The sequence below is a fragment of the Anaerofustis butyriciformans genome, from assembly GCF_036289385.1.
GTDB classification, from domain to species: Bacteria; Bacillota; Clostridia; order Eubacteriales; family Anaerofustaceae; genus Anaerofustis; species Anaerofustis butyriciformans.
Window position 1 is genome coordinate 70,490 of record NZ_JAYFFH010000007.1, and the last position, 25,990, is coordinate 96,479.

Below are 25,990 nucleotides of genomic sequence, written 5' to 3' on the forward strand. Positions count from 1 at the left end.
TGTTTATTGCCTGTTATGTCGAAATTTGATATAATCACTCCACTGAATATGAAAGAGGCATTTGCTATGAAAATGAGAATTAATAAAAAATATGTTTTTTTTGGAATAATAGCATTAATTTGTTTAATTGGAGTGTTTAAAATTTTTATAAGTCCATTATCTTTAAAAGATAAAAATATTGAGGTAGAAGTTAAGCATGAATTTAATCCTGAAAGTAACATAAAGTATGTTGTTTTTGGTGATAAAAAAGATGTTTTAATAGATAAAAAGAATTTAGATACTAATAAAGTAGGCGAATATTCTATTATTTATAAATACAAAAATAAGGAATATCCTGTTAGTGTAAATGTTGTTGATACAACACCTCCTGTTTTTAATGTAAAAGAAATTACCATAGAAAACAGAGTAAAATTAGATCCAAAAGAATTGGTAAAAGATGTAAAAGATACAAGTAAAACAACAGTATCTTTTAAAGAAGATTATGAGTTTGATGACGTAGGCGATTATGATGTAGAGGTTATTGTCAGTGATATTTATGATAACAGTACAAGTAAAAATACTATTGTTCATGTAATTGAAGATAACAAAGGACCGGAGATAAAAAATATATCTGCAATTGATGTGGTTATTGGCGGGGATAATGGTTGGGAAAAAGATGTTATTGTGAAAGATGATCATGATCCAAACCCTAAACTTATTTTGGAAAAAGGAAATTTTAATCCTAACAAAGAAGGTAAATATTTTGTTACATATAAAGCTATTGATAGAGCCGGTAATGTTAGTATTGTAAAAAGAGAGGTTAATGTTGTAAAGGCGATAGGCACAACAGATGAAAGTCAGGAAAAAGTAGTATATTTGACTTTTGATGACGGACCTTCTTCCAATACTAAAAAGATACTTGATATACTTGATAAATATGATGCGAAAGCAACATTTTTTGTAACTGGAAATAATAAAGAATATAATTATTTAATAAAGACAGCTCATGATAAAGGGCATACAATTGGGCTTCATACATATACACATGATTATGCAAAAGTATATAAATCTAAATATTCGTATTTTGATGATTTAAACAAACTTGAGAATATGTTAAAAGGAATTCTTGGTTATTCACCTAAATATATAAGATTTCCAGGAGGTTCATCTAACACAATAAGCAGTGCATATAAAAAAGGTATTATGACATATCTTACAAAAGAGGTTCAAAACAGAGGGTATCAATATTACGATTGGAATTGTGATTCTACAGATGCTTCCGGAAATAATGTAGCTGTAGGTAAGCTTGTTGAAAATGCAACTAATTGTAGTGAAAACAATATTAATATACTTTTTCATGATACTGATGCGAAAGATACTACTGTTGAAGCTCTTCCTAAAATAATTAAATATTACAAAGATAGAGGTTATAAATTTAAGGCTATTGATGATAACTCTTTTGCGCCTCATCATGGGGTTAATAATTAAAACACGTCTATTAGGCGTGTTTTTTTTATTATAAATTTTGCAAATAAAGGTTGACTTTTGATTGGTTTTGATTTATTATAAGAGCATAAAAAGAACATTTTTTCAAATATTGAACAAATGTAAAAATAAATTAAATGGAAATATTTTTCAACGGAAAGGGATGAGAAGAATTTTGAAAAAAGTTTCTGATGATACTAAATTAATGGTTAAAGTATGTGACTTATACTATAACAATGATATGAAACAAGAAGAAATTGCTTCCAAACTTTCAATATCCAGAGCGACAATATCCAGAATTTTAAAAAATGCAAAAAGCGAAGGGATTGTCAAAATAGAAGTTATAAATCCTTTGAAAAATGATTATTACAAGCTAGAAAAACAATTAGAAGAAAAATTTCACTTAAAAGAAGTTATTATTGCTGAAGATGTTACTGATGCTTCTTATGAAAGAGACGCTCTTGGTAAAGCTTGTGCAGAATTTTTGCAAAGAGTTTTGAAAGATGGGGAAATTGTTGGGTTATCGATGGGGAAAACAATAAAAACCATAGCACAATATGTTCATCAAGATAAGCCAAGAGATATTTCTTTTGTGCCTCTACTTGGAGGAATGGGGCAAGTTGGTATTGAACTTCATTGTAATCAAATAGTAATTGATTTCTTTAGAGCTTTTGGGGGAGAATATCATCTTCTTCATGCACCGGCAATGATAGCAGATCCCAATTTAATGCTTAGCCTAAAAAATGATATTCATATAAAACAAGTTTTTGATTTATTGGATAGAATTACGACTGCAGTTGTTGGTATAGGTACAGCTGTTCCCGGTTCAACAATGATGGAAACAGGATATTATAAGAAAGAAGATATTGTTGAAATGAAAAACAGTGGAATCGTAGGCGACATATGTCTTCAAATGTATGATATAGAAGGTAATACAGACTATTCATATAATAATGATATATTTGGAATAAATTTAGAGTCTTTAAAGAAAGTAAGACGAGTTGTTGGGATAAGCGCAGGGGAAGAGAAAGTTAAGGCAATAAAAGGAGCTTTAAACGGAAAGATTGTAAATGTTCTTGTAACAAATTCAAGCACTGCAAAATTATTGCTTGAAGATTAAATCGGAGGAATATTATGTGGAAGATTTTTGCTGTAGCTTTTGTTCTTATGGTTTTTAATTCAATTTTAACTTATAAACAAGCTAAAGATTTTACTATATCATTTAATGAGATTCGAAAATATGGAAATGTAAGCGTAGGCAAAGATAAGCAATATTTTATATATGGAGTTATTCTGATTTTGGCTTGTGACAACAATGGTTATGTTACAAAAGGTAAAATCATGAAAGGGTTTAGTGTTTTTGCCAGATTTAAAGATTTCGATGTTTTAAATGGACAGTCCATTTATGACTTAAAAGAAGAAGAAGAAGAGAAAATGAAAAAAATCAGAAGTAAGAGAAGAAAGAAAAAAGGAAGTTCTTTACTTCAAGTTGTAAACGGTTTGATTGGAATAATAGAAAAAAATAATTCTCAAGAGATTGAAGAAGAAGGAGATGAATTAAAAGAAGTACTTGAATAAATTGTATGTTAAGGCAGAAGTTGTCTTTCATAAATAAAAAATATAGAAAGGAGAATTTTTTATGGAATTCTTGACAAAACTTGCAGAAGGTTTTATCGGACTATTTAACGCAGGAGGTGAAACTTTTGTTGGATGGGTTACAGGTATCATACCTACTCTTATCGTTTTAATTACAGCTATTAATGCTTTAATTAAAATTATAGGTGAAGAAAGAGTAGATAAAGCTATGAAAGTATTATCTAAGAGTTTTATAACAAGATATACTTTAATGCCTGTTTTAGCTATGTTTTTCTTATGTAATCCAATGGCGTATTCATTTGGTCGTTTCTTAAAAGAAGAACATAAAGTTGCATTTTACGATTCTACGGTTTCATTCTGTCATCCAATAACAGGTTTATTCCCTCATGCAAATGCCGGTGAATTATTTGTTTACTTAGGTATTGCAAATGGTATTACAGCATTAGGTTTAAGTACTACACCACTTGCTTTAAGATATTTCTTGGTTGGTGTTGTTGTAATCTTAATCAGAGGTGTTGTTACTGAAAGATTATATGCAATTATGAGTAGTAAGAAAAGTGCAGATGCATAGAAAGGGGAAAAGATATGAGTAATTATAAAGCAGTTAAGATCGAAAAAGGTTCTCAAGGTTGGGGTGGACCGTTAATTATTAAACCAACTGAAAAGAAAAATAAAATTGCCAGTGTTACAGGTGGTGGAATTCATCCTCTTGCACAATATATTGCAGACTTAACGGGAGCACAAGCCGTTGATGCTTTCTCTACAGGTGTACCTGATGAAGAAATGGCTGTAGTTATCGTTGATTGTGGCGGTACTGCAAGATGTGGTGTTTATCCTAAAAAAGGCGTTTATACAATTAACCTTAACGCTGTAGGAGCTGTTGGACCACTTGCACAATATATTAAAGAAGAAATATATGTATCAGACGTTAAAGAAAATAACGTAACATTATATGAAGGTGAAGTTAGTGATGAAGAACCTTCAGCTGTTACAGAAGAAGTTAAACCATCATCTAGTCAAAATAACGGACCAGAACAAAAAGGTTTAGTTGGAGTTATTGCAAAAATAGGTAAAGCAGTTGGTGGAGTTGTAAATAAATTCTTCGCAGCAGGTAGAGATGCTATTGATACTACAATAAGAAATATTTTACCATTTATGGCATTCGTTAGTATGCTTCTTGGTATAATTTCTGCATCAGGTATTGGTGATGTAATAGCAAAAGCTATAAGTCCTCTTGCTGGTTCTCTTCCAGGAATGATTGTTTTATCAATAATCTGTGCGATTCCATTCTTATCACCTGTTCTTGGACCAGGGGCAGTTATTGCTCAAGTAGTAGGTGTATTAGTTGGTGCTGAAATTGCAAAAGGAACTATTCCTCCAACATATGCATTACCAGCATTATTTGCTATAGATGCTCAAGTTGGTGCTGACTTCGTTCCTGTTGGATTATCTTTAGGGGAAGCTGAACCTTCTACAGTTGAAATCGGGGTTCCTGCAATGTTATTCTCTAGACTTATTACAGGACCTATTGCGGTTATAATCGCATACTTCTGTTCATTTGGATTATATTAATAGACATAAAAAATTTTAAACGTAAGGAAAGTACATAATATGAATTATATATCAAAAATAACCGGATTTGGCGACATGGCTTTAGATTTTTTACAAGAAAATATGCTTATACTGTTTAATGATGATGCTCCAGTTGAACTTGCGGAATTATCTATTTTACATGAAAAGCAAGAATTAACAAGGGATGTTTGTGTGGGTGATATTATTTCTCTTGGTGAAGATGATTATCTTGTTACTGCCGTAGGCTCAGAAGCGAAAGAAACATTAAAAATGTTGGGACATTGTTGTTTGGTATTTGGAGGAAAAGACAGCGTAGAACTTCCCGGACAAATCCAATTAAAAGGTGAAAAACTTCCAGATTTAAAGGTGGGAGATTACATTAAAATACAATTTTTAGGAGGAAACGAATAATGTTAAGAATGAATTACAAATTAGCAGAGCTAGAAGAAAAAAATGCTCCTATTATGACCAGTATAATAGGAGCAGGACAAATGGGCAGGGGCATGACCAGTCAAATGATCAGGATGAAAGGTATGAAGCCCGCAATTGTTGCTGACATTAATATTGATAATGTCATTGCCGCATTTGAAAACTCTGGATTAACCAAAGATGATTATATTATAACAAATAAATTAAGTGAAGCCAATGCATATCTTGAAAAAGGTAAGTATATTGCAACAGAAAATTCAGAACTTGGTGCAAAAGCAAACCTTATTCAAGCTGCAGTTGATGCTACAGGAGTTCCTGAAGTAGGTGCAAGAGTTGCTATTGATGCAATAAACGAAGGTAAACATATTTGTATGTTAAATGTTGAAACAGATGTTGTTATCGGACCTATGCTTAAAAAATTAGCTGATAATGCAGGTGTTATCTATACAGGTAGTGCAGGGGACGAACCTGGTGCTGTTAAAGAATTATATGACTTTGCAACAGCTGCAGGATTTGATGTAAGAGTTATAGGTAAAGGTAAAAACAATAAAATCGACTATGATGCAAACCCTACAACATTAGCTGAATATGCAGCTAAGAGAGGTGTTAGTCCTAAGATGCAAACAGCATTTACAGACGGAACAAAAACAATGGTTGAACTTACTGCTATGGCTAACGCAACAGGCTTTATTCCTGATATCAGAGGAGGTCATGGACCTGAAGCTGAAGTAAAAGATTTACCTAACTTATTTAGACCTACTGAAGAAGGTGGTATTCTTCAAAATGGATATGGAAAAGTTGAATGGGTAAACGGTATTGCTCCTGGTGTATTTGTAATCATTTCAAGCGATCTTCCTTTTGTTAAACATGAAATGAATTACCTAAGCATGGGCGAAGGTCCTAACTGGGTATTATACAGACCTTATCATTTATGTTCTTTAGAAACACCATTAACAGTAGCAAAAGCAGTTGTTGACAATACTTCAACATTAGTTCCTATGGACGGTGGTTTAGTTTGTGAAACAGTAGCAGTTGCTAAGAAAGATTTAAAAGCAGGCGAAATGCTTGACGGTATTGGCGGATACACTGTATACGGTGTTGTTGATACACACGAAAACATGCTTAAAGATAACGGAGTTCCTTTGGGCGTTATTACAAAGAATACAAAACTTCTTAAAGATGTTAAAAAAGGACAAACAATCACATATGATATGGTTGATTTAGATGATAATTCATTAATTGTACAACTTAGAAAATTACAAGATAGATTTTTTGGATAAAATAATATAACATTTTGATTTAAATAAACCCAAATATGAAATTTAATTCATATTTGGGTTTATTATTTTAATTATATTAAAAACATAATAAATAATGTTATTAATATAAGTATATAATGAATACAGTAATAAATGATATATATTTTAATAAAATATGATTAAGAGCATTGTATATATTTTAATTTGTATTTATGGCTTTGTAAGCTTTATTTGAAGGAGAATATATATAACTAACAACTCTAACCTATGTATTATTTATTTTGTTTAAATGGCTTTTTATGAAGTCTTATAATGTTTTTCAAAAATTATTAAATATATGTTGTTTAAGAAAAGTTTGTAATATATCATTTATTATTGTAATCTGTTAAATAAGTCAAGAACAGCATCGTGTTGAGGGAAATCTGTAGGAAGTATAATAGCATATCCGTTTGCAACTGTAACATTTTCTGTTATTTCGCTTCCAAGAGATTCCATTGTTAATTTACCATCTTTTTCAGCATTTTTATATGCATCTGAATCTTTATCAAATGTATATAATTCTAAAGTTTTATCATCGGCTGTAAATTTAAATCCCGCAGTTGCACCTACAAGTTCGTACATTGTTTCTGATTCTGTTCCTTCGATTCCAAGATTTTTAAGTTCAGCTTTGAATTCTTCTACTGTGATTTTAGGTTCGCTTGTTTGTGTTTCACCAGAACTGCTTGTTTCTCCTCCGCATGCAACGAAAGAAACAGCCATAAGAGCAACAATTAATAATGCTAATAATTTTTTTAGTTTCATAATTTATTCCCTCCTTGAAACTTATATTATAAGTTAATGATATCACAAAGGAAGAGAAAAAAATATAAAAAAAAGACCTTGAGGTCTAACATAAAAGGATGGTGCCGAAGACCGGAGTCGAACCGGTACGATCGGTAAGGATCGCAGGATTTTAAGTCCTGTGCGTCTGCCAATTTCGCCACTTCGGCTTAAGATAAAATGGAGGCGGCACCCAGACTCGAACTGGGGATACGGGTGTTGCAGACCCTTGCCTTACCACTTGGCTATGCCGCCTAAAAAAAATGGAGCGAAAGACGAGATTCGAACTCGCGACCCTCGCCTTGGCAAGGCGATGCTCTACCACTGAGCCACTTTCGCTTAAGATGGTGCCCAAGGGCGGGATCGAACCACCGACACGCGGATTTTCAGTCCGCTGCTCTACCGACTGAGCTACCTGGGCATAAAATGGCGACTCGGAAGGGACTCGAACCCTCGACCTCTAGCGTGACAGGCTAGCATTCTAACCAGCTGAACTACCGAGCCGCATTCTTAATATTAATTTTTTAATGGTGGTCGCAATAGGGCTCGAACCTATGACCCCCTGCTTGTAAGGCAGGTGCTCTCCCAGCTGAGCTATGCGACCATTTTTTTTTGTTGCCACTTTTTCAGCGCTGATTTATTATATAACAATGCAAAGATTATGTCAAGTATAAATTAACATTTTTTTAATTTATTTTTTCAAAAGTTTTTTCGTTATAATAGATAACATTGCAACCCTTTATTTTTGCAGTGTTTATGCTTTCTTTATAATTTGATGGAATAGATAAAACACTCTTATCTCCGTCTGAAATATATTTTTTATCCGGATTTTTTTTATAATAATCAAAATACCAGTACATATCTTGGTGTTGTCCTTTATTTGCTATAGCTCTGCTTATATAATAAGGATCAAAGTCATTTTTTATTGGATTTGTAAAATAAGGTTTTTCCGGTGCTGCAAGAACTGCGCTTTCTATATTGTATGAAATGTCTTTATATGTTCCGCTTTTTACAGCTTTTAATCCATTTTTGTTTGGTTTATCACCATATGGATAAGCTAAATAAACAGTCTTGTTTTTATTTGTGTTGTTATAAACTAAATTATTTACTTTTCCTATTTCTTTTGTTATCTCGCTATTACTTAGCTCATTCATATTATAATGGCTATAAGTATGATTTCCTATCTCATATCCTAATTCCTGTAAAACTCTGAATTTATCCTCATAGGTGCCTTCTGATTTACTGTTATGGTAGGCATCATATTCAAATGGATTGTCTGTTATATATAAAACTCCTCCATTTCCAAAATCGGGATGCTCGGCTTTAAAATTTTCAAGAATCCCTATAAGTGTATCATCATTTACTACAAGTTTTCCTTCTTTATTTTTTACAAGGGAAAAACAGCTTTTTAATCCATCATCAAAAGTTAGCAAAATAGGGGTTTTCCCTGCAGGTATATCTATATCATTGCTTAAATACTCTTTCATGGAAATTAAAACATATCCGTTTTGGTACATATATTCCAAATCTTCTTTAAATTCTTTTTTGCTTCTGTGCCATGGATAGTGATTCTTTTTATCATCTATACTGTGGTACATAACAACTAAAATATCACCGGCTTCATTTGGTTTAATATTTTTATAGTCAATATCTGTCTTTGATACATCTTCTTTTATCTCTACTTCGTTTTGAGTATTTATATAAGCTGAAAATTTATTTATATTAAAAGATACTAACATGGCAATAAAACAAAGAAGTACTAAAATTATAATGTAATACCTTTGTTTTTTTATAAACATATTTAGATTGGTAATCTTTTTTCTAAAATCATCATTATGTTTATTTTTGTTTGACAATTGTTTTTACCTCTCTTTTTATTTGTTACATTAAAATATATGTTAAGTAGAAAAAAATATTTTCTAATTTTAAGATGTTTTTTGCTTTTTAACAATATATATGTTTTTATAATGGTGTATATAACCATTATAGTTTATTTGTTGTTTTTATTTTGTTACTTGTTAATAATATTATAACATTAAGTTATTTTAAATAGAAATAAAAGTAAAATATAAATTATAATATTGACAAAACATAATTACCATGTTAATATAAAAGCGTAAAGACAGGACTATGTTTATAAAGTTGTTTTTACATTTAAGGGTAGACGGTTAAATACTTAAAGTTTAAGGAGGATTTTTATAATGAAACAAAAATATAACCCTTTGATGTTCCAATGTAGTGAAAGTTTAGATATGAGCAAATATATTGTTGCTACATATTATATGAGAGGTAAAGGAAATAATCCTATGGAACTTGACCTTGCCAAATTTGCAGAATCAATAGCTGCAGAACAAGCAACAGGTACATGGATTGATGTTCCTTTTGAAACAGATGACATTGTTGAAAGACATGCTGCAAAAGTTATTGGTATTTATGAAACACCTGCTTATGACAGAGAACTTCCTGACGGAATACAATACAGAGATATGATAGTTAGACTTGCTTTCCCTTGGGAAAACATAGGAACTAATTTCCCAATGATTTTTACAACTGCAATAGGTAATATTTCTGCTGCAAGATTAAAACTTGTAGACCTTGAATTCCCTAAAGAATATACAGACCATTTCCAAGGTCCAAAATTTGGTATAAAAGGCGTAAGAGAAATTCTTGATATTCCTGAAAGACCACTTACTTGTGCAATGATTAAACCTGATACAGGTTGGACTCCTGAACAAGGTGCAATAATGGCAGGGGATGCTTATGTTGGCGGTATTGATGTAATAAAAGATGATGAACTTCTTGTTGCGGATCCTGCATGGTGTCCTATTGAAAAAAGAGTTAAAGCAATAACAGAAGCAGGTCTTCGAGCTTATGAACAAACAGGTGAAAAACATTTATATACTGTTAACTTAACAGAAGACAGCTTTAAGATTAAAGACCTTGCATACAGAGCTTTAGATGCAGGTGCAAATGCTTTAATGATTAATACATATACAGCAGGTTTCTCAGCTCTTAGAATGTTAGCTGAAGACCCTAATATTCAAGTTCCTATTATGTCACATCCTGACTATGCTGCAGCACAATCTTACTCTCCTGATACAGGTGTTGCCGTAGCATTACTTTGGGGTAAACTTGTAAGACTTGCCGGAGCTGATATGGCAATAACAACAAACTATTATGGTAAGATTCCTGTACTTAGAGATTCATACTTAAGAACTTGTAGAGATCTTAAGATGAAATTCCATAATATTAAAGATTGTCTTCCTGCACCAAGCGGTGGAATGTATCAAGGTGTTGTTCCAGAAACAATTTATGAAGTTGGTACTGATGTTATGATTGCAGCAGGCGGTGCTGTTCATGGACATAGAAACGGTGCTACAGCAGGTGCAAGATCTCTAAGACAAGCAATTGATGCTGCTATGGCTGGTATTCCATTAAGAGAATATGCAAAAGATAAACCGGATCTTCAAATCGCTCTTGATGATTGGGGATGTGGTGAAAAAGAAGATTTATTTGACATGAAAAAATAAACTTTTGAGTTTATAACATAAAGTCATGTTTTCCTCTTAAAAAGAATAAATTATTACCCCCAACGATAGTTGGGGGTTGTTTTTTTTATTATTAAAAAAAAGTATTTTAATTGTCAAGTAAAAAACCTTGACAATGTCTTTTCCTTTTGTTATAATCCTTTAGTCAGTATAAGGAGAGTAGTATGGAAAAATATTTTAAGATGTCGTATTTAATAGATATATATGCATCTCTTCTTACTCAAAAACAGTATAAAGTGCTTGAATATTATTACAGTGATGATATATCACTAAGTGAAATTGCAAGTATTTTGAATATCTCTAGACAAGGTGTTTATGATACTTTAAAAAGGGCAGAAAAAATAATATCTGATTATGATGATAAATTACAGTTATTAAATAAATATGAACAAAACATTAAAATGCTTGAAAAAGCAGAAGCTTTGATTGATAATAAAGAGGCTTTATCTTTAATAGAGAAGGTAAAGGAAAACCTATAAGGAGGTTTCTATGTTTCAGGCTTTAGGTGATAAATTACAGGAAACTTTTAAAAAGTTAAGAGGAAAAGGAAAACTTACAGAAAAAGATATCGATGCAGCTTTAAGAGAAATAAGAATGTCCTTACTTGAAGCTGATGTAAACTATAAAGTAGTAAAAACATTTGCAAAAAATTTAAAAGAAAAATGTATGGGGGAAGAGGTTTTAAAATCTTTGACTCCGGGACAACAAGTTATTAAGATAGTTAACAATGAACTTATCGATTTGCTTGGAGGGGAAAGCAGAGATATAAACTTTTCATCCACTCCTCCGACTGTTATTATGGTTGTCGGGGTACAAGGTAGTGGTAAAACTACAAGTATCGGTAAAATGGGTAACTATTTTAAAAATAAAAAGAATAAAAAAGTTGTGTTTGTAGCTTGTGATATTCACAGAGCCGCAGCGGTAGATCAACTTAAAATTCTTGGTGAAGGTCTTGATATTGAGGTATTTTCACTTGATAGTAAAGATGCAGGAAAGATTGCAAAAAAAGGTGTTGAATATGCAAAAAGTAAAGGCGCTGATATTGTAATCGTAGATACGGCCGGTAGACAACATGTTGACAGTGAAATGATGGAAGAAGCCGTAAAGGTTAAAAAAGTTATTAATCCTGACGAAACACTATTTGTAATAGACTCTTTAATGGGACAACAAGCCGTAGATGCAGCAAAAGCTTTCGATGAAAATCTTGAAATTACAGGTTTCATTCTTTCAAAACTTGACTCTGATGCAAGAGGCGGTGCGGCACTTAGTGTTACTTATATAACAAATAAGCCTATTAAGTTTTCTGCATTTGGTGAAAAAATGGAAGACTTTGAACCTTTCCATCCTGATAGAGTAGCATCAAGAATTCTTGGTATGGGTGACGTTCTTTCTTTGATAGAAAAAGCGGAAAGCGTATATAACGAAGAAGAAGCTAAGAAGATGGAAGCAAAATTAAGAAAGAACTCTTTTACTTTGGAAGATTTTCTTGATCAAATGGAAAGCATGAGTAAAATGGGTGGAATTGAAAGTATACTATCTATGCTTCCGGGTGCAGGAAAGCTTAAGAATTTATCAATAGATGAAAGAGAGCTTGTAAGACAAAAAGCAATAATACAGTCAATGACAATAAAGGAAAGACAAAATCCAAGTATCATCAATGCCAGCAGAAGAAAGAGAATAGCTGCTGGAAGCGGTACAAAAGTAAGTGATGTAAATAAACTTTTAACGGGATTTGAACAAAGTAAAAAAATGATGAAACAGCTTAATTCAGGTAAGATGAGATTACCTAAGATGAAATTCCCGTTTATGTAACAAGTCAAAAAAGAAATTTAATTTCTTTAATATAAAAATATAATTATTAAAATAAAAGGAGAAAAAACATGGCAGTAAAAATCAGATTAAAAAGAATGGGTTCAAAAAAACAACCATACTACAGAATCGTAGTAGCAGATGAAAGAACAGCAAGAGATGGTAAAAGCATCGACTTAATCGGAAGATATAAACCAGTTGGAGAAAAAAGCATTGAAATTAATGCTGAAAAAGCTCAAGAATGGTTAAACAAAGGTGCTAAACCAACTGATACTGTTGCTAAGTTATTCAAACAAAACGGTATTATAAAATAATAGGAGACCAATATGGTTGAATTAATTGAAACAATTGCAAAAGCTTTGGTTGACAGTCCCGAAGAAGTTTGTGTAAAACAAATTGAAAAGGAACATTTAACAGTAATTAAGCTTAAAGTTGCTAAAGATGACATGGGTAAAGTTATCGGAAAGCAAGGTAGAATTGCGAAAGCAATAAGAAATGTTTTAAAAGCTGCTGCAATAAAAGCTGATAAAAGGGTTGTTTTAGATATTGAAGAATAAAAATAAGAACTCAAACTATTATTGTTTGGGTTCTTTTTTATATTCTTTTTTTATCCATTCCATTATTACTTTTACTATGTATTCTTGTTCTTCTTGATTAAGTTGTTTATTTTTTTGTATATGGTGCCATTTATATAAACAATTTCTGCAGCATGTTGCTGTAGCATGCTGAGCGATGAATACAGGGTGGTTTTTAGTTGGTGTTTGTTTTCCATCGTTTTTTATGTATTGTGGTGCTATTCTTTTTTCTATGAAGTCAAAAGCATGGCTTTTTATTGTATTTATACCTTTTTTATCAATATATTCTATATCTTTCTTCTTTAAATGAAAACTGCTTCTAAATTTAGATTTTGATAAAGCATTTAATTTATCTTGAATGTATTTTTCGTTCATTATATATTCCTTTTATAATATTTATTAGATATATTTATGTTATACAAGTCATTATATGTTTTGTCAATATTGTAGCTATTTTTTTAATTTATTTATTGGGGGATAAAATTTTATGATATAATAAAAATAATTAAAAGGAGGTACGAAAATGAATTTTAGATTTGGGCATACAAGCATAAGAGTCTTTGATTTAGATAAGAGCTTGGAGTTTTACGTAGGAGCTCTAGGAATGAAAGAAACAAGAAGAAAAGATTATCCTGGAGATTTTTGTTTGGTATTTTTGGAAGATGTTAACAAAACTTGTGAAGTTGAGCTAACATATAATTATGATCCTGAAAAACCATATGAAATCGGAAACGGATTTGCTCACCTTGCATTTTATGTTGAAGATTTGGAAGCTGCACACGATGAACTTGCCAAAAAAGGATATAAGGTAACAGATTTTTACGGATTAAAAGGAAATAAACCAAATTATTTCTTTGTTACAGATCCTGACGGTTATGATATAGAAATTATCAGAGAGAAAAAATAATTTAAAAATTTAAAGAGATAAATAAAAATTTATCTCTTTTTTTATTATTAATTTGTTGACATAATTTTTATATAATAGTATATTGTTAAAAAATATAGTAAACAGTAAATTTTTATATAATATTGTTAGCAATAACTAATGTTTAGAATAAGGAGGGGAGTTATGTTTAACATAAATACAATAATAGGAATTCTAATTCCGTTTTTAGGCACTTCTCTTGGTGCCGGATGTGTTTTTTTATTAAAAAAAGATATGAAGCGAAGTATGCAGAATTTACTTCTTGGGTTTGCCTCAGGAGTTATGGTTGCGGCTTCTGTATGGTCTTTATTAATTCCTTCAATAGATATGTCAGAAAGCTTGGGTAAATTTTCTTTTTTACCTGCAGCAATAGGTTTTATTCTTGGAATACTTTTTCTACTTTTACTTGATAAACTTATTCCGCATATGCACATAGATAATTCTAAAGAGGGGATGGAAAGCAGTCTTAAAAAATCAACAATGCTTGTTCTTGCGGTAACTCTTCATAATATACCTGAAGGAATGGCTGTTGGGGTAGTTTTTAGCGGATTTTTAACAAACAGTGCAGGTATAACTCTTGCAGGTGCAATTGCATTATCAGTAGGTATAGCGATTCAAAATTTTCCGGAAGGGGCTGTTATTTCAATGCCTCTTATAAATGAAGGCGTAAGTAAAAAGAAGGCTTTTTCATATGGAGTATTGTCGGGCACTGTAGAGCCAATAGGTGCGTTTATTACGATTTTATTATCATCATATATAGTATCATTTTTACCGTATTTATTGTCTTTTGCTGCAGGTGCAATGATATATGTTGTTGTTGAAGAGCTTATTCCAGAGTCTTCTATTGGAAGTCACTCCAATTTGGGAACTATAGGTTTTTCTATAGGTTTTTTAATTATGATGATTTTAGACGTTGCTTTAGGTTAATATAACGAGGTATACAAATGAAAAAAAATATTTTTGTATTAAATATAAAAGATATAAATGAAATAACATTAAAGATAAAAAATAAAATTGAAACTATGGATAATGTTATTATTCAAAAAGATTTATATGAGAATAATATTCTAAAAAAAAGTATTAGTTTTGATTTTAATGATTATAATAACTTTAAAAATGAAATTGCTAATAATAAAGATATAACTGTTATTTTTGATACAAATAAATACCGTGATTTTGTTGAGTTAATGTTTGATGATAATTCACTAAATATAACTTTAGATGAAAATAATCTAGTAAATATTTTATTTGGTAAAAATAGTAATTATAAAATAATAGATTTAAGAATTGACGAAAATATAAATATAGATTTTAGCGGTATAAATATTATTAAAAATATTGATAAAAATAATTTCTCTTCTTTAAAAGAAAAACTTTTAAAAAGTTTTAGTGAAAACATAATAATATATGTAATAAAAGAAGATAAAACAGACAAAATAAAATTAAAAGATTTTGATGAATCTTTTACAGAAGGGGTTTTTACATTAGCCATAGATAAGCAGAATTTTACTGATGTAAAAGGAAGTTTTGATGCATTTATGGAACTTATTGATTATCTTAGAAGCGATAAGGGTTGTCCTTGGGATAGAAAACAGACTCATAAGAGTTTAAAGAAACATTTAATAGAAGAGTCTTATGAGGTTCTTGATGCTCTTGATAAGGAAGATATGAATGCCTTAAGCGATGAACTTGGAGATTTACTTATGCAAATAGCTCTTCATAGTCAAATAGCTAAAGAAAGTAAAGAATTTGATTATAAAGATGTAATTTTAAATGTTTCAAGCAAGTTGATAAGAAGACATCCTTATGTATTTTCAGATACTGTTTTAGAAGGGGATGACACTGTAGCTGTTTGGAATAGTGTTAAAAAGGAAGAGAAATCTTTTATAAATTTCAGACAGACTTTATTAGATGTTCCAAAAGGTTTTCCGGCACTTTTATATGCACAAAAAATTCAAAAGAGAGCAGGAGATGCAAATTTTGATTTTGCAGATTACAAAGATGCTTTAAGCAAACTTTATGAAGAAATTGAAGAGTTTAAAAATGAAATAGGGAAAAATGAAGATAACCTATTTATGGAAGCGGGGGATTTGCTTTTTAGTGTGGTAAATGTTTTAAGGCTAATGGGAATAAACTCTGAGGAGGCTTTAAATTCTTCTACAAACAAGTTTATAAGCCGTTTTGTTTTAATGGAAGAACTAATCGAAAAGGATAGTAAAAATATAATGTGTTTGGACCAAGAAAATTTGGAAAAATATTGGGAAATGGCTAAAATACTATTGAAATAAATAATTTTTTTGGTAAAATATAATCTAGAGTTTAAAAGTTGATATATCAACAAAAATTAATTTGGAGGAAAATTTAGAATGAATAAATCAGAATTAGTAAGCGCTTTAAGCGAAAAAACTGGACTTACAAAAAAAGAATGTGATAACTGTTTAGGAGCATTTATTGAAACTGTAACAGAAACATTAAAAAAAGAAGATAAAGTTTCATTAGTAGGTTTCGGTACTTTTGAAGTAAGAGAAAGAGCAGAAAGAAAAGGTATCAATCCTCAAACTAAAGAACAAATTACTATTCCAGCAAGCAAAGCTCCAGTTTTCAAAGCAGGTAAGGCTTTAAAAGATTCTTTAAACTAATTAAATTTTTTAATATAATAAAATAAAAAGATACCTAATATATAAGGTATTTTTTTATTGTTCTTTATGCTATAATAATCTTACTAAAAAATAGGAGTGATACGATGCCTGATTATGATGCAATTATACTTAATTTAGATGGCAGTAAAAAGTTTTATGAAATAGGCTCATTTGCCGCATTTATGGAAAGTGATATGAAGTTTAAGGCTGTTTGTGCGGGAGGTATGGGGGCTATAAATGCTGCTTTTTTTTCTATGAAAGATATGGATAAGATTGTTAAATTTTGGACAATGGCAGTTGGAAAGAATTTGTTTAAAGTAAACAATCTTATAGCAGGCTTATATGAACATTCATGGTCTAAGTTATCTAAAAAAGGCTTTGTTAAAGAGTTTGCAAAATTTCTATCTACAGATAAAAGATTAAAAGATCTTAAAAAAGCTTTAAGAGAATATATAAATGAAGATGATGTAAGAAATAGCGATATTAAGCTTTTTTTTGATGTAATAGATTTAAACACAATGGAATTTACATCTTTAAGTATTGATGATATTCCTAAAGGACAGCTTCATTCATATATCTTACTTTGTGTATGTTTCCCTGAAATTTCAAATATGGATTCAAATATGGGGGGAATGCAAAATTATAATGGTAATTTAATTGATGTACTTGTGGAAAATGGATACGAAAATATAATATCCATAGAAGAAATGGTAGATAAATCTTCATTGAAAAAAATAACAATAATTAAAAGCAGTGACTTTTTGGAACTTGAAGATAAATACAATACTGACGTAATGAAAGAGCATATAAAAATAGGGTATTTGAATACTTTAAAAGTTTTAAAAAAGGTTTGTGGAAAATACTATTATATAAATTTTGAGAATGATTCTTCTTATACTTTATTTGAAAAACATATGGGAGATAGTTTCAATGATAATAAAGATTATCTTATTATGGAGCTTTTAGATTTAGATTCTAACAATAAGAATTTAATAAGAAAAACCCTTTGTGATATGATAAGATTTTCCGAATATAGAAAAGAGAATAATGCTTTAATTTCCTTAATGGAAAATTTATCTAATATATTTGGTATTGAAGAAAAAGAAAAATATACTTTTACGAAGTTAAAAAATGAAATTGAGAAAATATATAAACATGAAGTTAATTCTCATTTAAGAAAAATTGAAGATAAAAACTATTTATCAAAAATGATAAATAGTAAAGAAGAGATTTTAAGTGTGAATAAAGATAATTTCTTGGATTATTTTTTACTTCTTGTAAGTTCAAACCCAAGAAATTATGAAAGACTTTATGTTAATATTTTTAATAAAATAAACGATAAAATGAGACTTGGCATTGTAACATTATTATATTTACTATATTAAAAAAAAGCAAGGTGGGTACCCCTTGCTTTTATTTTTTTCTTATTGTTTTAAAAAAATCTTTTATTATTGTTTTACATTTATCTTCTTCTATTCCCGCATATACTTCTATTTTCTTGGCTTTATTGTTATTTAAGAGATTATATTTACTTCCACAAGCTCCATAGCTTGTGTCCATTGCTCCATATACTACTTTATCTATTTTTGCGTTTATTATAGCTCCTGTGCACATAGGACAGGGCTCTAATGTTGAATATATGGTGCAACCGCTTAAATTATAGGTATTAAGTTTTTTGCAAGCCTCTTTAATTGCTATTATTTCTGCGTGAGCCGTTGAATCATTTCTCTTTATAACTTCATTGTGGGCTTTTGATATTACTTTATTGTTTTTTACAATAACTGCGCCCACAGGAATGTCATCATTGCTTTTTTTAGCTTCTTCTAAAGCCAGAAGTATATATTCATTCATTAGTGAGATAAAAGTGTCCTTAATTTTTCATTTTTTTCTATTACTAATAATAGAGGAAGTCCTATAACATATAGGCTTATCGCTTGTCCTATGCATACGCTTATGAATCCTGCAATGAATGGAACTGCTGACATTTTATATAAAACAAATCCAACAAATACACCGTTAAAAAGAATACTTGGAATTCCTACAAGGTATTTGTTTTTTATTTTGCTTGCAACCATTCCCGCAAGTAAAGTAGCAAGAGAACCGAAAGCGATATCGATGATTCCAAAAGGACTTGCAAGGTTTGATAAAATGCATCCTACAAATAATCCCGGAACAGCCGATGGTGTAAAGTATACCAATACATTTAAAGCTTCCGATATTCTTACTTGATTTTCTCCAAAAGCAAGTGGAGAGATAAGCATTGTGCATACTGTGTAGATAGCTGCTATTATTGCAGCTTTTGTGATAAATTGAATTTTACTGTTTTGCATAATTGGCTCCTATCCACCACAAAAAAGCTCTTATAAAAAGAGTTCGTGGTATTTGTTATATATAATAACAAGTATAACAGCCTTAGGTACCCCTAAAGGGTATATGAAAAACCATGAAACCACGACGTTTCATATACCAGTAAAAACAAGAGGGAAGTCCCTCTTGTTTTTGCCTCTTATACTAAATGTTATTAACCTTATTATTCTACTGTAACAGATTTAGCCAAGTTTCTTGGTTTATCAACGTCACAGTTTCTTGCAACTGCAAGGTAGTATGCAAGAGTTTGAAGATATACAACTGTAGGTATTACAGTTAAATCATCAATTACATTATCTATATACATTACTTTATTTGCTTCTTTTTCAACATTTGAGTTTTGTTCTTTTGCAAAAGCTACGATATAAGCACCTCTTGCAACAACTTCTTTAATGTTGCTTAGCATTTTTTCAAATAAAGCATCTTGAGTACAAAGAGCTATAATAAGAGTTCCTTCTTCAACTAATGCGATAGGTCCGTGTTTTAATTCTCCAGCTTGATAAGCTTCTGAATGAATGTATGAAATTTCTTTCATTTTTAAAGAACCTTCAAGTGATAAGAAGTAATCAAGACCTCTACCAAGGAAGAATACATCGTGTACTTTGAAATGTTCATAAGCTATTTTTTTGATTTCTTCTTCTCTTGCTAGAACATTTTCAACGTTTTTGTCTATTGACATTAATCCGCCTGCTATTGTTTCAAAATCTTCATCACTTAATTTCCCTGTTAATTTACCGAATAATAAAGCAATTAAGTACATACTTACAACTTGTGTAGAATATGCTTTTGTTGAAGCAACGGCAATTTCAGGACCTGCCCATGTATATAATACGTCGCTTGCTTCTCTTGAAACAGTACTTCCTACTACGTTTGTTACTGCAAGTACTCTGGCTCCTTGAGCTTTTGCAAGTCTCATTGCTGCAAGAGTATCTGCTGTTTCTCCTGATTGAGAAATTGAAATAAGAAGAGTATGTTCGTCTATAATTGGATTTCTATATCTAAATTCACTTGCTATATCAACTTCAACTGGAATTCTTGCATATTTTTCTATTACGTTTTTACCTACGTTTCCTGCATAGTAAGCAGTACCACAAGCTACAATATAAATTTTGTTGATTTTATCTAAATCTTCTTTTGTTATTGTAATATCATCAAGTTTTACTTCGTGTTTTTCTACATCAAGTCTTCCTCTTAAAGTATCTCTGATTGCTCTTGGTTGTTCGTGGATTTCTTTTAACATGAAATGTTCATATCCGCCTTTTTCTGCACCGGCAGCATCCCAGTTAACTTTTAAAATTTGTTTTCCAACTTTGTTGCCTTCATTATCATAAATTGAAATATTATCTTTTGTTATTACAGCAATTTCATCATCATCAAGTAGATAAATATCTCTTGTATGTTTTAATACTGCAGGTATATCACTTGCGATAAAGTTTTCGCCTTCTCCTTTACCAATAATTAAAGGACTGTCTTTTCTTACTGCAACAAGTTCTTCAGGGTCATCTTTGCACATAACAGCTAAAGCGTATGAGCCTGATAATTTTTTTGTAGCTTCTTTTACTGTTGATAATAAATCACCATTATCTAAATCTTCAAGTAAATGAGCAACAACTTCTGTATCTGTATCTGAAATAAATCTAAATCCTTTTTTTACAAGATCTTCTTTTAATTCAATGTAATTTTCTATGATACCGTTATGAACTATTACAAATTTACCGTTATGACTTGCGTGTGGGTGAGAGTTTATATCTGATGGTTCACCGTGTGTAGCCCATCTTGTATGTCCAATACCTACATGACCGTTAATGTCTTTTTCTTTTAAGCTTTCTTTTAAATTGTCAAGTCTGCCTTTGTGTTTTCTTATTGTTATTTGTCCATCTTCAAAAACAGCAATCCCTGCTGAATCATATCCTCTGTATTCAAGTTTTTCCAGTCCATCTACTAAAATGTCGCTGGCTTTTTTGTTACCTATATAACCTACTATTCCGCACATATTATACGTTCTCCTTAAAATAATTTTATTTTTTATAAAGTATTAAGCTAAGTTTTGTCCTTAAAATTACTTTTAAGTTTTGTCTTAAGCTGTAAGGAATAACTTTAAATCCCAAAGGGTATCCGCCGAAAAATCGATAAGCCCTTTACCTCGTCAACCTTAAAATATATTTGGGAATTCGGTTCTGGCGCTTTTATTTGTTAAATTCCCAGTCTATAAACCTCCTTTATACATTATAACAAAATAATATGGAATATAAAACTAAATTAATTATTTTTTAATATTCAGAAAATTTGCAAATAAAAAAAATGCTTAAAAAGCATTTTTATACTGCGATTACAAACGCAATGGCATATTCTTTTTCATGAGAAATGGATATTTTAAAATCTTTTATGTTATTTTCTTTCATATATTTCTTTGCATTGCCTTGTAGCTTTATATAAGGACAGTTATCTTCTGTTTTGAGAATGGTTATGTCTTTAAAGCTTGTTTTGTTCATTCCTTTTTTTAAAGTTTTCATTATAGCTTCTTTTACGGCAAAATATCCTGATATGCTTTTTGCATCATATTTATTATTTCTAAAATAATCAATTTCTTCTGTGTTAAATATTTTCTTTAAAAAAGCATCTTTATAAGGTCTTTTTAGTATTCTTCTTATTCTATCTACTTTTATTATATCAACACCGTTTGATATTATTTCTTTATCTATCATATAATTATTCCTTTAACTGCAAAAAGACCTCTCTGATATGAAAGGTCTTGAATAGTCTATATATAATACTAACCTAAAGCATTGACTTTTTTTGCTAATTGAGCTTTTTTTCTGTTTGCAGCGTTTTTATGAATAATACCTTTGCTTGCAGCCATGTCAAATTTTTTGCTTGCTAATTTGCATGCTTCATTAGCTTTTTCAACATCATTAGATAAAATAGCTTTTTCAAAATCTTTTTCAACTGTTTTTAAGTTAGTTTTGATAGCTTTATTTCTAAGTCTGCTTTTTTCGTTTGTAATTGCTCTTTTCTTTGCAGATTTAATGTTTGCCACTTGCTACACCTCCACTTTAAATAGTCTCGCGAATGATATTATAGCACCTATATATACCAAATGCAAGCATTTTTTTACTTTCTTTTCATGTTTTCTTATTGTTTATATATTAAATAGCAGGTTGTTCTTTTGCTATTAAAATTTTACTTTTTTTCTTCGTTGTTTCAACTACTTTATTTGTATTAAATACTTTTTGATATTCCATAAGTCCTTTATCTAAAATATTAACTGCATTTATTAAGTCTTCTTCTTTTAATACATATGCAATTCTTACTTCATTTATTCCAAGTTCTTTTGTTGAATAAAATTCGCTTGCAGGGCAAAGCATAACTGTTTCGTTGTTATAATCATAATTTTCAAGTAACCATTTTGAGAATTCATGAGCATTTTCAACAGGAAGTTTTGCTATTAAATAAAATGCTCCTGCAGGTTTTTGTACTTGGATACCTTTTATTTTTTTTAGTCTTTGATAAATTGTATCTCTTCTGTGTTTATATTCTTTTATTACACTTTCTATGTATTCTTTACTTGTGTGTTTTAAAACTGCTGCTGCTCCAACTTGATCTATATAAGGAGCACAAAGTCTTGCTTGTGCAAGTTTTAAAACGTGAGCCATAAATTCTTTGTTCTTTGAAGCGATTAGACCTATTCTTGCTCCGCATGCAGAAAATCTTTTTGAAATACTGTCTATTATTACAACTCTATCTTCAACTTCTTTTATAGACGAAAAACTTATGAACTTACCGTCATAAACAAATTCTCTGTAAACTTCATCTACTATTATAAATAAATTATTTTCCTTTGCGATGTCACATAATAATTTTATTTCTTCTTTTGTATAAACTCTTCCTGTTGGATTTGAAGGATTTGTTATACAAAAAGCTCTTGTTCTATCTGTTATTTTTGATTTTATTTCTTTTTTGCTTGGAAGTCTGAAGTTTTCTTCAGGTTTTGTTGTTATTGAAATCATATTTATTCCAGCTTGAGTAGCAAAAATATTGTAGTTTGTATAATAAGGTTCAAAAACGATTATTTCATCTCCTTCATTACAAAGAGTTAGGAAAGAAAATAATATAGCTTCGCTTCCTCCGTTTGTAACTATCATGTCTTCTTTTTTCATATTTGAACCAATTTCTTTGTAATATTCTTCAAATGCTTCCAATAGTTCAGGAATACCTTTTGAGTTTGTATATGATAATATGTTTTCATCAAAGTTTCTTACCGCGCTAAAAAATTCCTTTGGTGTAACTATATCAGGTTGCCCAATATTTAATTGATATACATGAGTTCCTTCTTTTGTTCTTTTTTCTTGTATTGGGGCAAATTCTCTTATTGGAGATTGTCCGATTGATGTAACTTTATTTGAAAACATAACTTTCTCCTTTATTTTATTATCTTACTATAAGATATACTATCATAAAATAAAGCGTATTTCAAGTATTAATTTTATAAGTAAGGTAATTTTTTATTTATACATTATTATAATATGTCAAATTATAAAAATAGTTAATTAAATTATGTATTATTTATTGTAAATGTTTTCTATCTTAAATAAATTAAGTATTTACTCAAAAAAAATTATTTTTATAAGTTGTTGAATTAAAATTATTTTATGTTATAATGTTAGTAAATGCTAACATTGTTTTTGTTTGTATTTTTTTTGTTTTTGGTATAAAATAGATATATTTAATAATAGAAAGAAGGGTTTTTATGACAAAAGTAAATATAATATCCGGATTTTTAGGAGCCGGTAAAACTACATTTATAAAAAAATTGGTAAGTGAAGTATTTACGGATGAAAAAGTAATTTTAATAGAAAATGAATTTGGAGAAATTGGGATTGATTCAGGCTTTTTAAAAGATGCCGGAATTGAAATAAAAGAAATGAATTCTGGATGTATTTGTTGTTCTTTGGTAGGGGACTTTAGTAAATCTCTTGAAGAAGTAATAAACACATATTCTCCTGACAGAATTATTATTGAACCTTCAGGTGTTGGTAAGCTTTCAGATGTTGAAAAGGCAATTGTTGATGTTAAAGATAAACTTGATCTTTCTGTAGACAGTAAAATAACTGTTGTTGACGGAAAGAAAGCAAAAGTTTATATGAAGAATTTTGGAGAATTCTTTAATAATCAAGTTGAAAATGCAAATGTTATTGTTTTAAGCAGAACTCAACTTATGAAAGAAGAAAAGATAAATGAATGTTTTGAAGAATTAAAGAAACATAATGATAAAGCAAATATTATTACAACGCCTTGGGATGATTTAAATAAAGGAGTAATACTTGATGCATTTACAAATTTTGATAAAGAAAATAAAATGCTTGAAGAATTAAAAAGAGAAGAAATGGAAAGTCATGAACATCATCACCACCACGAACACTGTGAATGCGGACATGATCATGAACACCATCACCACCACGAACACTGTGAATGCGGACATGATCATGAACACCATCACCACCATGAACACTGTGAATGCGGACATGACCATGAACACCATCATCATGAACACTGTGAATGTGGACACGACCATGAACACCATCATCATCATGAACATTGTGGATGTGGACATGATCATCATGGACATGATGCAGATGAAGTTTTTGAAAGCTTTGGAGTGGAAACAATTCATAAATTTACAAAGGATCAGTTAAATGATATTTTGGAAGATTTGGCAGAAGGCAGTAGTTATGGAGTTATTTTAAGAGCTAAAGGTGTTGTAAGCGGAGAAGATGAAAGCTGGTATGAATTTGATTTAGTTCCGGGTGAATACGAAATTAGAGAAAGAAATGCCGATTATATAGGTAAAGTTTGTGTAATTGGTTCAAACTTGCTTAAAGATAAATTAGAAAAAATATTTAAATAACAGAGGTGATATTATGGTAACACCGGTTTTTGTTATATCAGGTTTATTAGATAGCGGTAAAACAACTTTAATAAAGAATATGTTTAGAAGTCCTGATTTTAGAAATAACGGACCTACTCTTCTTATTATGTGTGAAGATGGGGAAGAAGAGTTTGAAAGAGATTTTTTAAGTGAATGTCAAATAACAAAGGTAACAATTGATGATATAGAGAAGTTCACTCCAACACTTCTTCAAAATTATGAAGCATTATATAGACCAAATCAGGTTGTTATGGAATACAATGGGACATGGAGTATGGATACGCTTCTTAAAACAGATTTTCCTGAAAATTGGCAGATTGCAAGCGTGTATTCTTTGGTTAACTGTGAAACAGCAGAAATATATATGCTTAACATGAGAGCAATGTTTATGGAGCCTCTTAATTTATCAAGTCTAATAATATGTAACAGATATGAAGATGATATGGACAGAGCTAAACTTAGAAGAAATATTAAAGCTTTAAATCCAACAGTTCAAATTGTATTTGAAAGAAGCGACGGAAGCGTTGTTGAAGAAACCGAAGAGGATTTGCCTTTTGATATAAATGCAGATATTATAGATGTAAGTGATGTGGATTATGGTGTATGGTTTATTGATACACTTGATAATCCGGGACATTATATGGGCAAAAAAGTAAGGTTTAAAGCTCAGGTTTATACTGATAAGAGTTTAGGTAGAAATACGTTTGTTCCTGGAAGATTTGCAATGACTTGCTGTGCTGATGATATACAATTTTTGGGACATGAATGTAAGTATTTTTTGAAAAACTTCAGTTATAAAAATAGAGACTGGGTTGAGGTACTTGTGCATGTTGAGTATGAATTTAACGTTGAATACGGCGAAGATGTTCCTGTGTTATATCTTGAAAGTATAAAAAAAGCAGCTAAACCTGAAGATGAGATTGTATATTTTATGTAGTATTAGAAGATATATGTTTTCATATATCTTCTTTTTTATTTCTTAAAAATTGTTAAATAAAAGTTAAAAATATTGTGTTATTTGTCAAATACATATATAATTTAAGTATGCTAAAAGGAGAGGAT

At 30.2% G+C, this 25,990-nt stretch carries 28 protein-coding genes and 6 tRNA genes; 19 read left to right on the forward strand and 15 right to left on the reverse strand.

Features of this window, described 5'->3' with window-relative positions; genetic code table 11:
- Window positions 1–66: 66 nt before the first annotated feature.
- The 7 genes from V2W16_RS09255 (at window position 67) to V2W16_RS09285 (ending at window position 6,341) form a co-directional block, all read left to right on the forward strand.
- Window positions 67–1,467 carry a polysaccharide deacetylase family protein gene (locus V2W16_RS09255; protein WP_329384769.1) on the forward strand — a complete coding sequence of 467 codons (1,401 nt, stop codon included), beginning with the start codon at window positions 67–69 and terminating at the stop codon, window positions 1,465–1,467.
- Window positions 1,468–1,639: 172 nt separating this feature from the next.
- The gene (locus V2W16_RS09260; RefSeq protein WP_329384772.1) at window positions 1,640–2,584 is read left to right on the forward strand and encodes a sugar-binding transcriptional regulator; all 945 of its coding nucleotides are present in this window, start codon (window positions 1,640–1,642) and stop codon (window positions 2,582–2,584) included.
- A 14-nt stretch (window positions 2,585–2,598) separates the two neighbouring features.
- The gene (locus V2W16_RS09265) at window positions 2,599–3,042 is read left to right on the forward strand and encodes a transcriptional regulator GutM (RefSeq protein ID WP_329384775.1); all 444 of its coding nucleotides are present in this window, start codon (window positions 2,599–2,601) and stop codon (window positions 3,040–3,042) included.
- Between the two features lie 61 nt (window positions 3,043–3,103).
- Window positions 3,104–3,631 carry a PTS glucitol/sorbitol transporter subunit IIC gene (gene srlA / locus V2W16_RS09270; RefSeq protein ID WP_329384778.1) on the forward strand — a complete coding sequence of 176 codons (528 nt, stop codon included), beginning with the start codon at window positions 3,104–3,106 and terminating at the stop codon, window positions 3,629–3,631.
- 14 nt (window positions 3,632–3,645) lie between these two features.
- Window positions 3,646–4,632: a PTS glucitol/sorbitol transporter subunit IIB gene (gene srlE / locus V2W16_RS09275; RefSeq protein WP_329384782.1), complete on the forward strand. Its 987-nt coding sequence runs from the start codon at window positions 3,646–3,648 to the stop codon at window positions 4,630–4,632.
- Between the two features lie 39 nt (window positions 4,633–4,671).
- Window positions 4,672–5,043, forward strand: coding sequence for a PTS glucitol/sorbitol transporter subunit IIA (locus V2W16_RS09280; protein WP_253229563.1), 372 nt, complete (start codon window positions 4,672–4,674; stop codon window positions 5,041–5,043).
- Window positions 5,043–6,341 carry an NAD(P)H-dependent oxidoreductase gene (locus V2W16_RS09285; RefSeq protein WP_329384786.1) on the forward strand — a complete coding sequence of 433 codons (1,299 nt, stop codon included), beginning with the start codon at window positions 5,043–5,045 and terminating at the stop codon, window positions 6,339–6,341. The genes V2W16_RS09280 and V2W16_RS09285 overlap by 1 nt, the downstream gene beginning before the upstream one ends.
- 351 nt (window positions 6,342–6,692) lie before the next feature.
- On the opposite strand, the gene V2W16_RS09290 is transcribed toward V2W16_RS09285, so the two are convergent.
- The 8 genes from V2W16_RS09290 to V2W16_RS09325 form a co-directional block, all read right to left on the reverse strand.
- Complete coding sequence (locus V2W16_RS09290; protein WP_329384789.1) at window positions 6,693–7,121, reverse strand: hypothetical protein; 429 nt, start codon at window positions 7,119–7,121, stop codon at window positions 6,693–6,695.
- A 99-nt stretch (window positions 7,122–7,220) separates the two neighbouring features.
- Window positions 7,221–7,309 (reverse strand) — tRNA-Leu (locus V2W16_RS09295).
- Between the two features lie 11 nt (window positions 7,310–7,320).
- Window positions 7,321–7,394, reverse strand: a tRNA-Cys gene (locus V2W16_RS09300).
- Window positions 7,395–7,403: 9 nt separating this feature from the next.
- Window positions 7,404–7,478, reverse strand: a tRNA-Gly gene (locus V2W16_RS09305).
- Between the two features lie 6 nt (window positions 7,479–7,484).
- Window positions 7,485–7,560, reverse strand: a tRNA-Phe gene (locus V2W16_RS09310).
- A gap of 6 nt (window positions 7,561–7,566) precedes the next feature.
- Window positions 7,567–7,643 (reverse strand) — tRNA-Asp (locus V2W16_RS09315).
- Window positions 7,644–7,667: 24 nt separating this feature from the next.
- A tRNA-Val gene (locus V2W16_RS09320) sits at window positions 7,668–7,743 on the reverse strand.
- Window positions 7,744–7,825: 82 nt separating this feature from the next.
- Window positions 7,826–8,995, reverse strand: coding sequence for a polysaccharide deacetylase family protein (locus tag V2W16_RS09325; protein WP_329384792.1), 1,170 nt, complete (start codon window positions 8,993–8,995; stop codon window positions 7,826–7,828).
- A 345-nt stretch (window positions 8,996–9,340) separates the two neighbouring features.
- On the opposite strand from V2W16_RS09325, the gene V2W16_RS09330 reads away from it, so the two are divergent.
- The 5 genes from V2W16_RS09330 to V2W16_RS09350 all read left to right on the forward strand — a co-directional run bounded on the left by V2W16_RS09330 (window position 9,341) and on the right by V2W16_RS09350 (window position 13,053).
- A complete protein-coding gene (locus V2W16_RS09330) occupies window positions 9,341–10,669 on the forward strand; it encodes a RuBisCO large subunit C-terminal-like domain-containing protein (protein WP_329384795.1) in 1,329 nt (442 codons plus the stop codon).
- A gap of 182 nt (window positions 10,670–10,851) precedes the next feature.
- The gene (gene ylxM, locus V2W16_RS09335; protein WP_138268650.1) at window positions 10,852–11,166 is read left to right on the forward strand and encodes a YlxM family DNA-binding protein; all 315 of its coding nucleotides are present in this window, start codon (window positions 10,852–10,854) and stop codon (window positions 11,164–11,166) included.
- A 10-nt stretch (window positions 11,167–11,176) separates the two neighbouring features.
- Window positions 11,177–12,499, forward strand: a complete 1,323-nt coding sequence (gene ffh / locus V2W16_RS09340; protein ID WP_138268651.1) for a signal recognition particle protein — start codon at window positions 11,177–11,179, stop codon at window positions 12,497–12,499.
- A 68-nt stretch (window positions 12,500–12,567) separates the two neighbouring features.
- Window positions 12,568–12,810 (forward strand): 30S ribosomal protein S16, encoded by a 243-nt coding sequence (gene rpsP / locus V2W16_RS09345; protein ID WP_138268652.1) that lies wholly within the window; start codon window positions 12,568–12,570, stop codon window positions 12,808–12,810.
- Window positions 12,811–12,822: 12 nt separating this feature from the next.
- Complete coding sequence (locus tag V2W16_RS09350) at window positions 12,823–13,053, forward strand: KH domain-containing protein (protein WP_138268653.1); 231 nt, start codon at window positions 12,823–12,825, stop codon at window positions 13,051–13,053.
- A gap of 18 nt (window positions 13,054–13,071) precedes the next feature.
- Here the strand turns inward: V2W16_RS09350 and V2W16_RS09355 are convergent, their stop codons facing one another.
- Entirely contained in the window at window positions 13,072–13,446 is a 375-nt protein-coding gene (locus V2W16_RS09355) for a DUF4186 domain-containing protein (RefSeq protein WP_138268654.1), read from the reverse strand.
- Between the two features lie 148 nt (window positions 13,447–13,594).
- On the opposite strand from V2W16_RS09355, the gene V2W16_RS09360 reads away from it, so the two are divergent.
- From V2W16_RS09360 to V2W16_RS09380, 5 genes are all read left to right on the forward strand, one after another.
- On the forward strand, window positions 13,595–13,978 hold the full coding sequence (locus V2W16_RS09360) for a VOC family protein (RefSeq protein WP_138268655.1): 384 nt from the start codon (window positions 13,595–13,597) through the stop codon (window positions 13,976–13,978).
- Between the two features lie 162 nt (window positions 13,979–14,140).
- Window positions 14,141–14,923 (forward strand): ZIP family metal transporter, encoded by a 783-nt coding sequence (locus V2W16_RS09365; protein ID WP_425353961.1) that lies wholly within the window; start codon window positions 14,141–14,143, stop codon window positions 14,921–14,923.
- 17 nt (window positions 14,924–14,940) lie between these two features.
- Window positions 14,941–16,284, forward strand: coding sequence for a nucleoside triphosphate pyrophosphohydrolase (gene mazG, locus V2W16_RS09370; protein ID WP_329384804.1), 1,344 nt, complete (start codon window positions 14,941–14,943; stop codon window positions 16,282–16,284).
- A gap of 78 nt (window positions 16,285–16,362) precedes the next feature.
- A complete protein-coding gene (locus tag V2W16_RS09375) occupies window positions 16,363–16,635 on the forward strand; it encodes an HU family DNA-binding protein (protein WP_329384807.1) in 273 nt (90 codons plus the stop codon).
- Window positions 16,636–16,739: 104 nt separating this feature from the next.
- Window positions 16,740–18,020 (forward strand): patatin-like phospholipase domain-containing protein, encoded by a 1,281-nt coding sequence (locus V2W16_RS09380; protein ID WP_329384810.1) that lies wholly within the window; start codon window positions 16,740–16,742, stop codon window positions 18,018–18,020.
- Window positions 18,021–18,048: 28 nt separating this feature from the next.
- On the opposite strand, the gene V2W16_RS09385 is transcribed toward V2W16_RS09380, so the two are convergent.
- The 6 genes from V2W16_RS09385 to V2W16_RS09410 all read right to left on the reverse strand — a co-directional run bounded on the left by V2W16_RS09385 (window position 18,049) and on the right by V2W16_RS09410 (window position 23,411).
- Window positions 18,049–18,486, reverse strand: coding sequence for a nucleoside deaminase (locus V2W16_RS09385; protein WP_329384813.1), 438 nt, complete (start codon window positions 18,484–18,486; stop codon window positions 18,049–18,051).
- Window positions 18,486–18,965 carry a QueT transporter family protein gene (locus V2W16_RS09390; protein ID WP_329384816.1) on the reverse strand — a complete coding sequence of 160 codons (480 nt, stop codon included), beginning with the start codon at window positions 18,963–18,965 and terminating at the stop codon, window positions 18,486–18,488. Before V2W16_RS09390 ends, V2W16_RS09385 begins: the two co-directional genes overlap by 1 nt.
- A 200-nt stretch (window positions 18,966–19,165) precedes the next feature.
- Window positions 19,166–20,995, reverse strand: coding sequence for a glutamine--fructose-6-phosphate transaminase (isomerizing) (gene glmS / locus V2W16_RS09395; RefSeq protein ID WP_329384820.1), 1,830 nt, complete (start codon window positions 20,993–20,995; stop codon window positions 19,166–19,168).
- 325 nt (window positions 20,996–21,320) lie between these two features.
- Entirely contained in the window at window positions 21,321–21,707 is a 387-nt protein-coding gene (gene acpS, locus V2W16_RS09400) for a holo-ACP synthase (protein WP_329384823.1), read from the reverse strand.
- 68 nt (window positions 21,708–21,775) lie between these two features.
- Window positions 21,776–22,039, reverse strand: a complete 264-nt coding sequence (rpsT, locus tag V2W16_RS09405) for a 30S ribosomal protein S20 (protein ID WP_138268663.1) — start codon at window positions 22,037–22,039, stop codon at window positions 21,776–21,778.
- Window positions 22,040–22,148: 109 nt separating this feature from the next.
- Window positions 22,149–23,411 (reverse strand): pyridoxal phosphate-dependent aminotransferase, encoded by a 1,263-nt coding sequence (locus V2W16_RS09410; protein ID WP_329384827.1) that lies wholly within the window; start codon window positions 23,409–23,411, stop codon window positions 22,149–22,151.
- A 338-nt stretch (window positions 23,412–23,749) separates the two neighbouring features.
- On the opposite strand from V2W16_RS09410, the gene V2W16_RS09415 reads away from it, so the two are divergent.
- Both V2W16_RS09415 and V2W16_RS09420 read left to right on the forward strand, forming a co-directional pair.
- Window positions 23,750–24,907, forward strand: a complete 1,158-nt coding sequence (locus V2W16_RS09415; protein ID WP_329384830.1) for a CobW family GTP-binding protein — start codon at window positions 23,750–23,752, stop codon at window positions 24,905–24,907.
- Window positions 24,908–24,920: 13 nt separating this feature from the next.
- On the forward strand, window positions 24,921–25,865 hold the full coding sequence (locus tag V2W16_RS09420) for a TIGR03943 family putative permease subunit (protein ID WP_138268666.1): 945 nt from the start codon (window positions 24,921–24,923) through the stop codon (window positions 25,863–25,865).
- Window positions 25,866–25,990: the final 125 nt, after the last annotated feature.

Coding starts and splice junctions, on each gene's coding strand:
- V2W16_RS09255 (WP_329384769.1), top strand. CDS start 67: ATGAAAATGAGAATTAATAAAAAATATGTTTTTTTTGGAATAATAGCA.
- V2W16_RS09265 (WP_329384775.1), top strand. CDS start 2,599: ATGTGGAAGATTTTTGCTGTAGCTTTTGTTCTTATGGTTTTTAATTCA.
- srlA (WP_329384778.1), top strand. CDS start 3,104: ATGGAATTCTTGACAAAACTTGCAGAAGGTTTTATCGGACTATTTAAC.
- srlE (WP_329384782.1), top strand. CDS start 3,646: ATGAGTAATTATAAAGCAGTTAAGATCGAAAAAGGTTCTCAAGGTTGG.
- V2W16_RS09280 (WP_253229563.1), top strand. CDS start 4,672: ATGAATTATATATCAAAAATAACCGGATTTGGCGACATGGCTTTAGAT.
- V2W16_RS09285 (WP_329384786.1), top strand. CDS start 5,043: ATGTTAAGAATGAATTACAAATTAGCAGAGCTAGAAGAAAAAAATGCT.
- V2W16_RS09290 (WP_329384789.1), bottom strand. CDS start 7,121: ATGAAACTAAAAAAATTATTAGCATTATTAATTGTTGCTCTTATGGCT.
- V2W16_RS09330 (WP_329384795.1), top strand. CDS start 9,341: ATGAAACAAAAATATAACCCTTTGATGTTCCAATGTAGTGAAAGTTTA.
- ylxM (WP_138268650.1), top strand. CDS start 10,852: ATGGAAAAATATTTTAAGATGTCGTATTTAATAGATATATATGCATCT.
- ffh (WP_138268651.1), top strand. CDS start 11,177: ATGTTTCAGGCTTTAGGTGATAAATTACAGGAAACTTTTAAAAAGTTA.
- rpsP (WP_138268652.1), top strand. CDS start 12,568: ATGGCAGTAAAAATCAGATTAAAAAGAATGGGTTCAAAAAAACAACCA.
- V2W16_RS09350 (WP_138268653.1), top strand. CDS start 12,823: ATGGTTGAATTAATTGAAACAATTGCAAAAGCTTTGGTTGACAGTCCC.
- V2W16_RS09355 (WP_138268654.1), bottom strand. CDS start 13,446: ATGAACGAAAAATACATTCAAGATAAATTAAATGCTTTATCAAAATCT.
- V2W16_RS09360 (WP_138268655.1), top strand. CDS start 13,595: ATGAATTTTAGATTTGGGCATACAAGCATAAGAGTCTTTGATTTAGAT.
- V2W16_RS09365 (WP_425353961.1), top strand. CDS start 14,141: ATGTTTAACATAAATACAATAATAGGAATTCTAATTCCGTTTTTAGGC.
- mazG (WP_329384804.1), top strand. CDS start 14,941: ATGAAAAAAAATATTTTTGTATTAAATATAAAAGATATAAATGAAATA.
- V2W16_RS09375 (WP_329384807.1), top strand. CDS start 16,363: ATGAATAAATCAGAATTAGTAAGCGCTTTAAGCGAAAAAACTGGACTT.
- V2W16_RS09380 (WP_329384810.1), top strand. CDS start 16,740: ATGCCTGATTATGATGCAATTATACTTAATTTAGATGGCAGTAAAAAG.
- V2W16_RS09385 (WP_329384813.1), bottom strand. CDS start 18,486: ATGAATGAATATATACTTCTGGCTTTAGAAGAAGCTAAAAAAAGCAAT.
- V2W16_RS09390 (WP_329384816.1), bottom strand. CDS start 18,965: ATGCAAAACAGTAAAATTCAATTTATCACAAAAGCTGCAATAATAGCA.
- glmS (WP_329384820.1), bottom strand. CDS start 20,995: ATGTGCGGAATAGTAGGTTATATAGGTAACAAAAAAGCCAGCGACATT.
- acpS (WP_329384823.1), bottom strand. CDS start 21,707: ATGATAGATAAAGAAATAATATCAAACGGTGTTGATATAATAAAAGTA.
- V2W16_RS09410 (WP_329384827.1), bottom strand. CDS start 23,411: ATGTTTTCAAATAAAGTTACATCAATCGGACAATCTCCAATAAGAGAA.
- V2W16_RS09415 (WP_329384830.1), top strand. CDS start 23,750: ATGACAAAAGTAAATATAATATCCGGATTTTTAGGAGCCGGTAAAACT.
- V2W16_RS09420 (WP_138268666.1), top strand. CDS start 24,921: ATGGTAACACCGGTTTTTGTTATATCAGGTTTATTAGATAGCGGTAAA.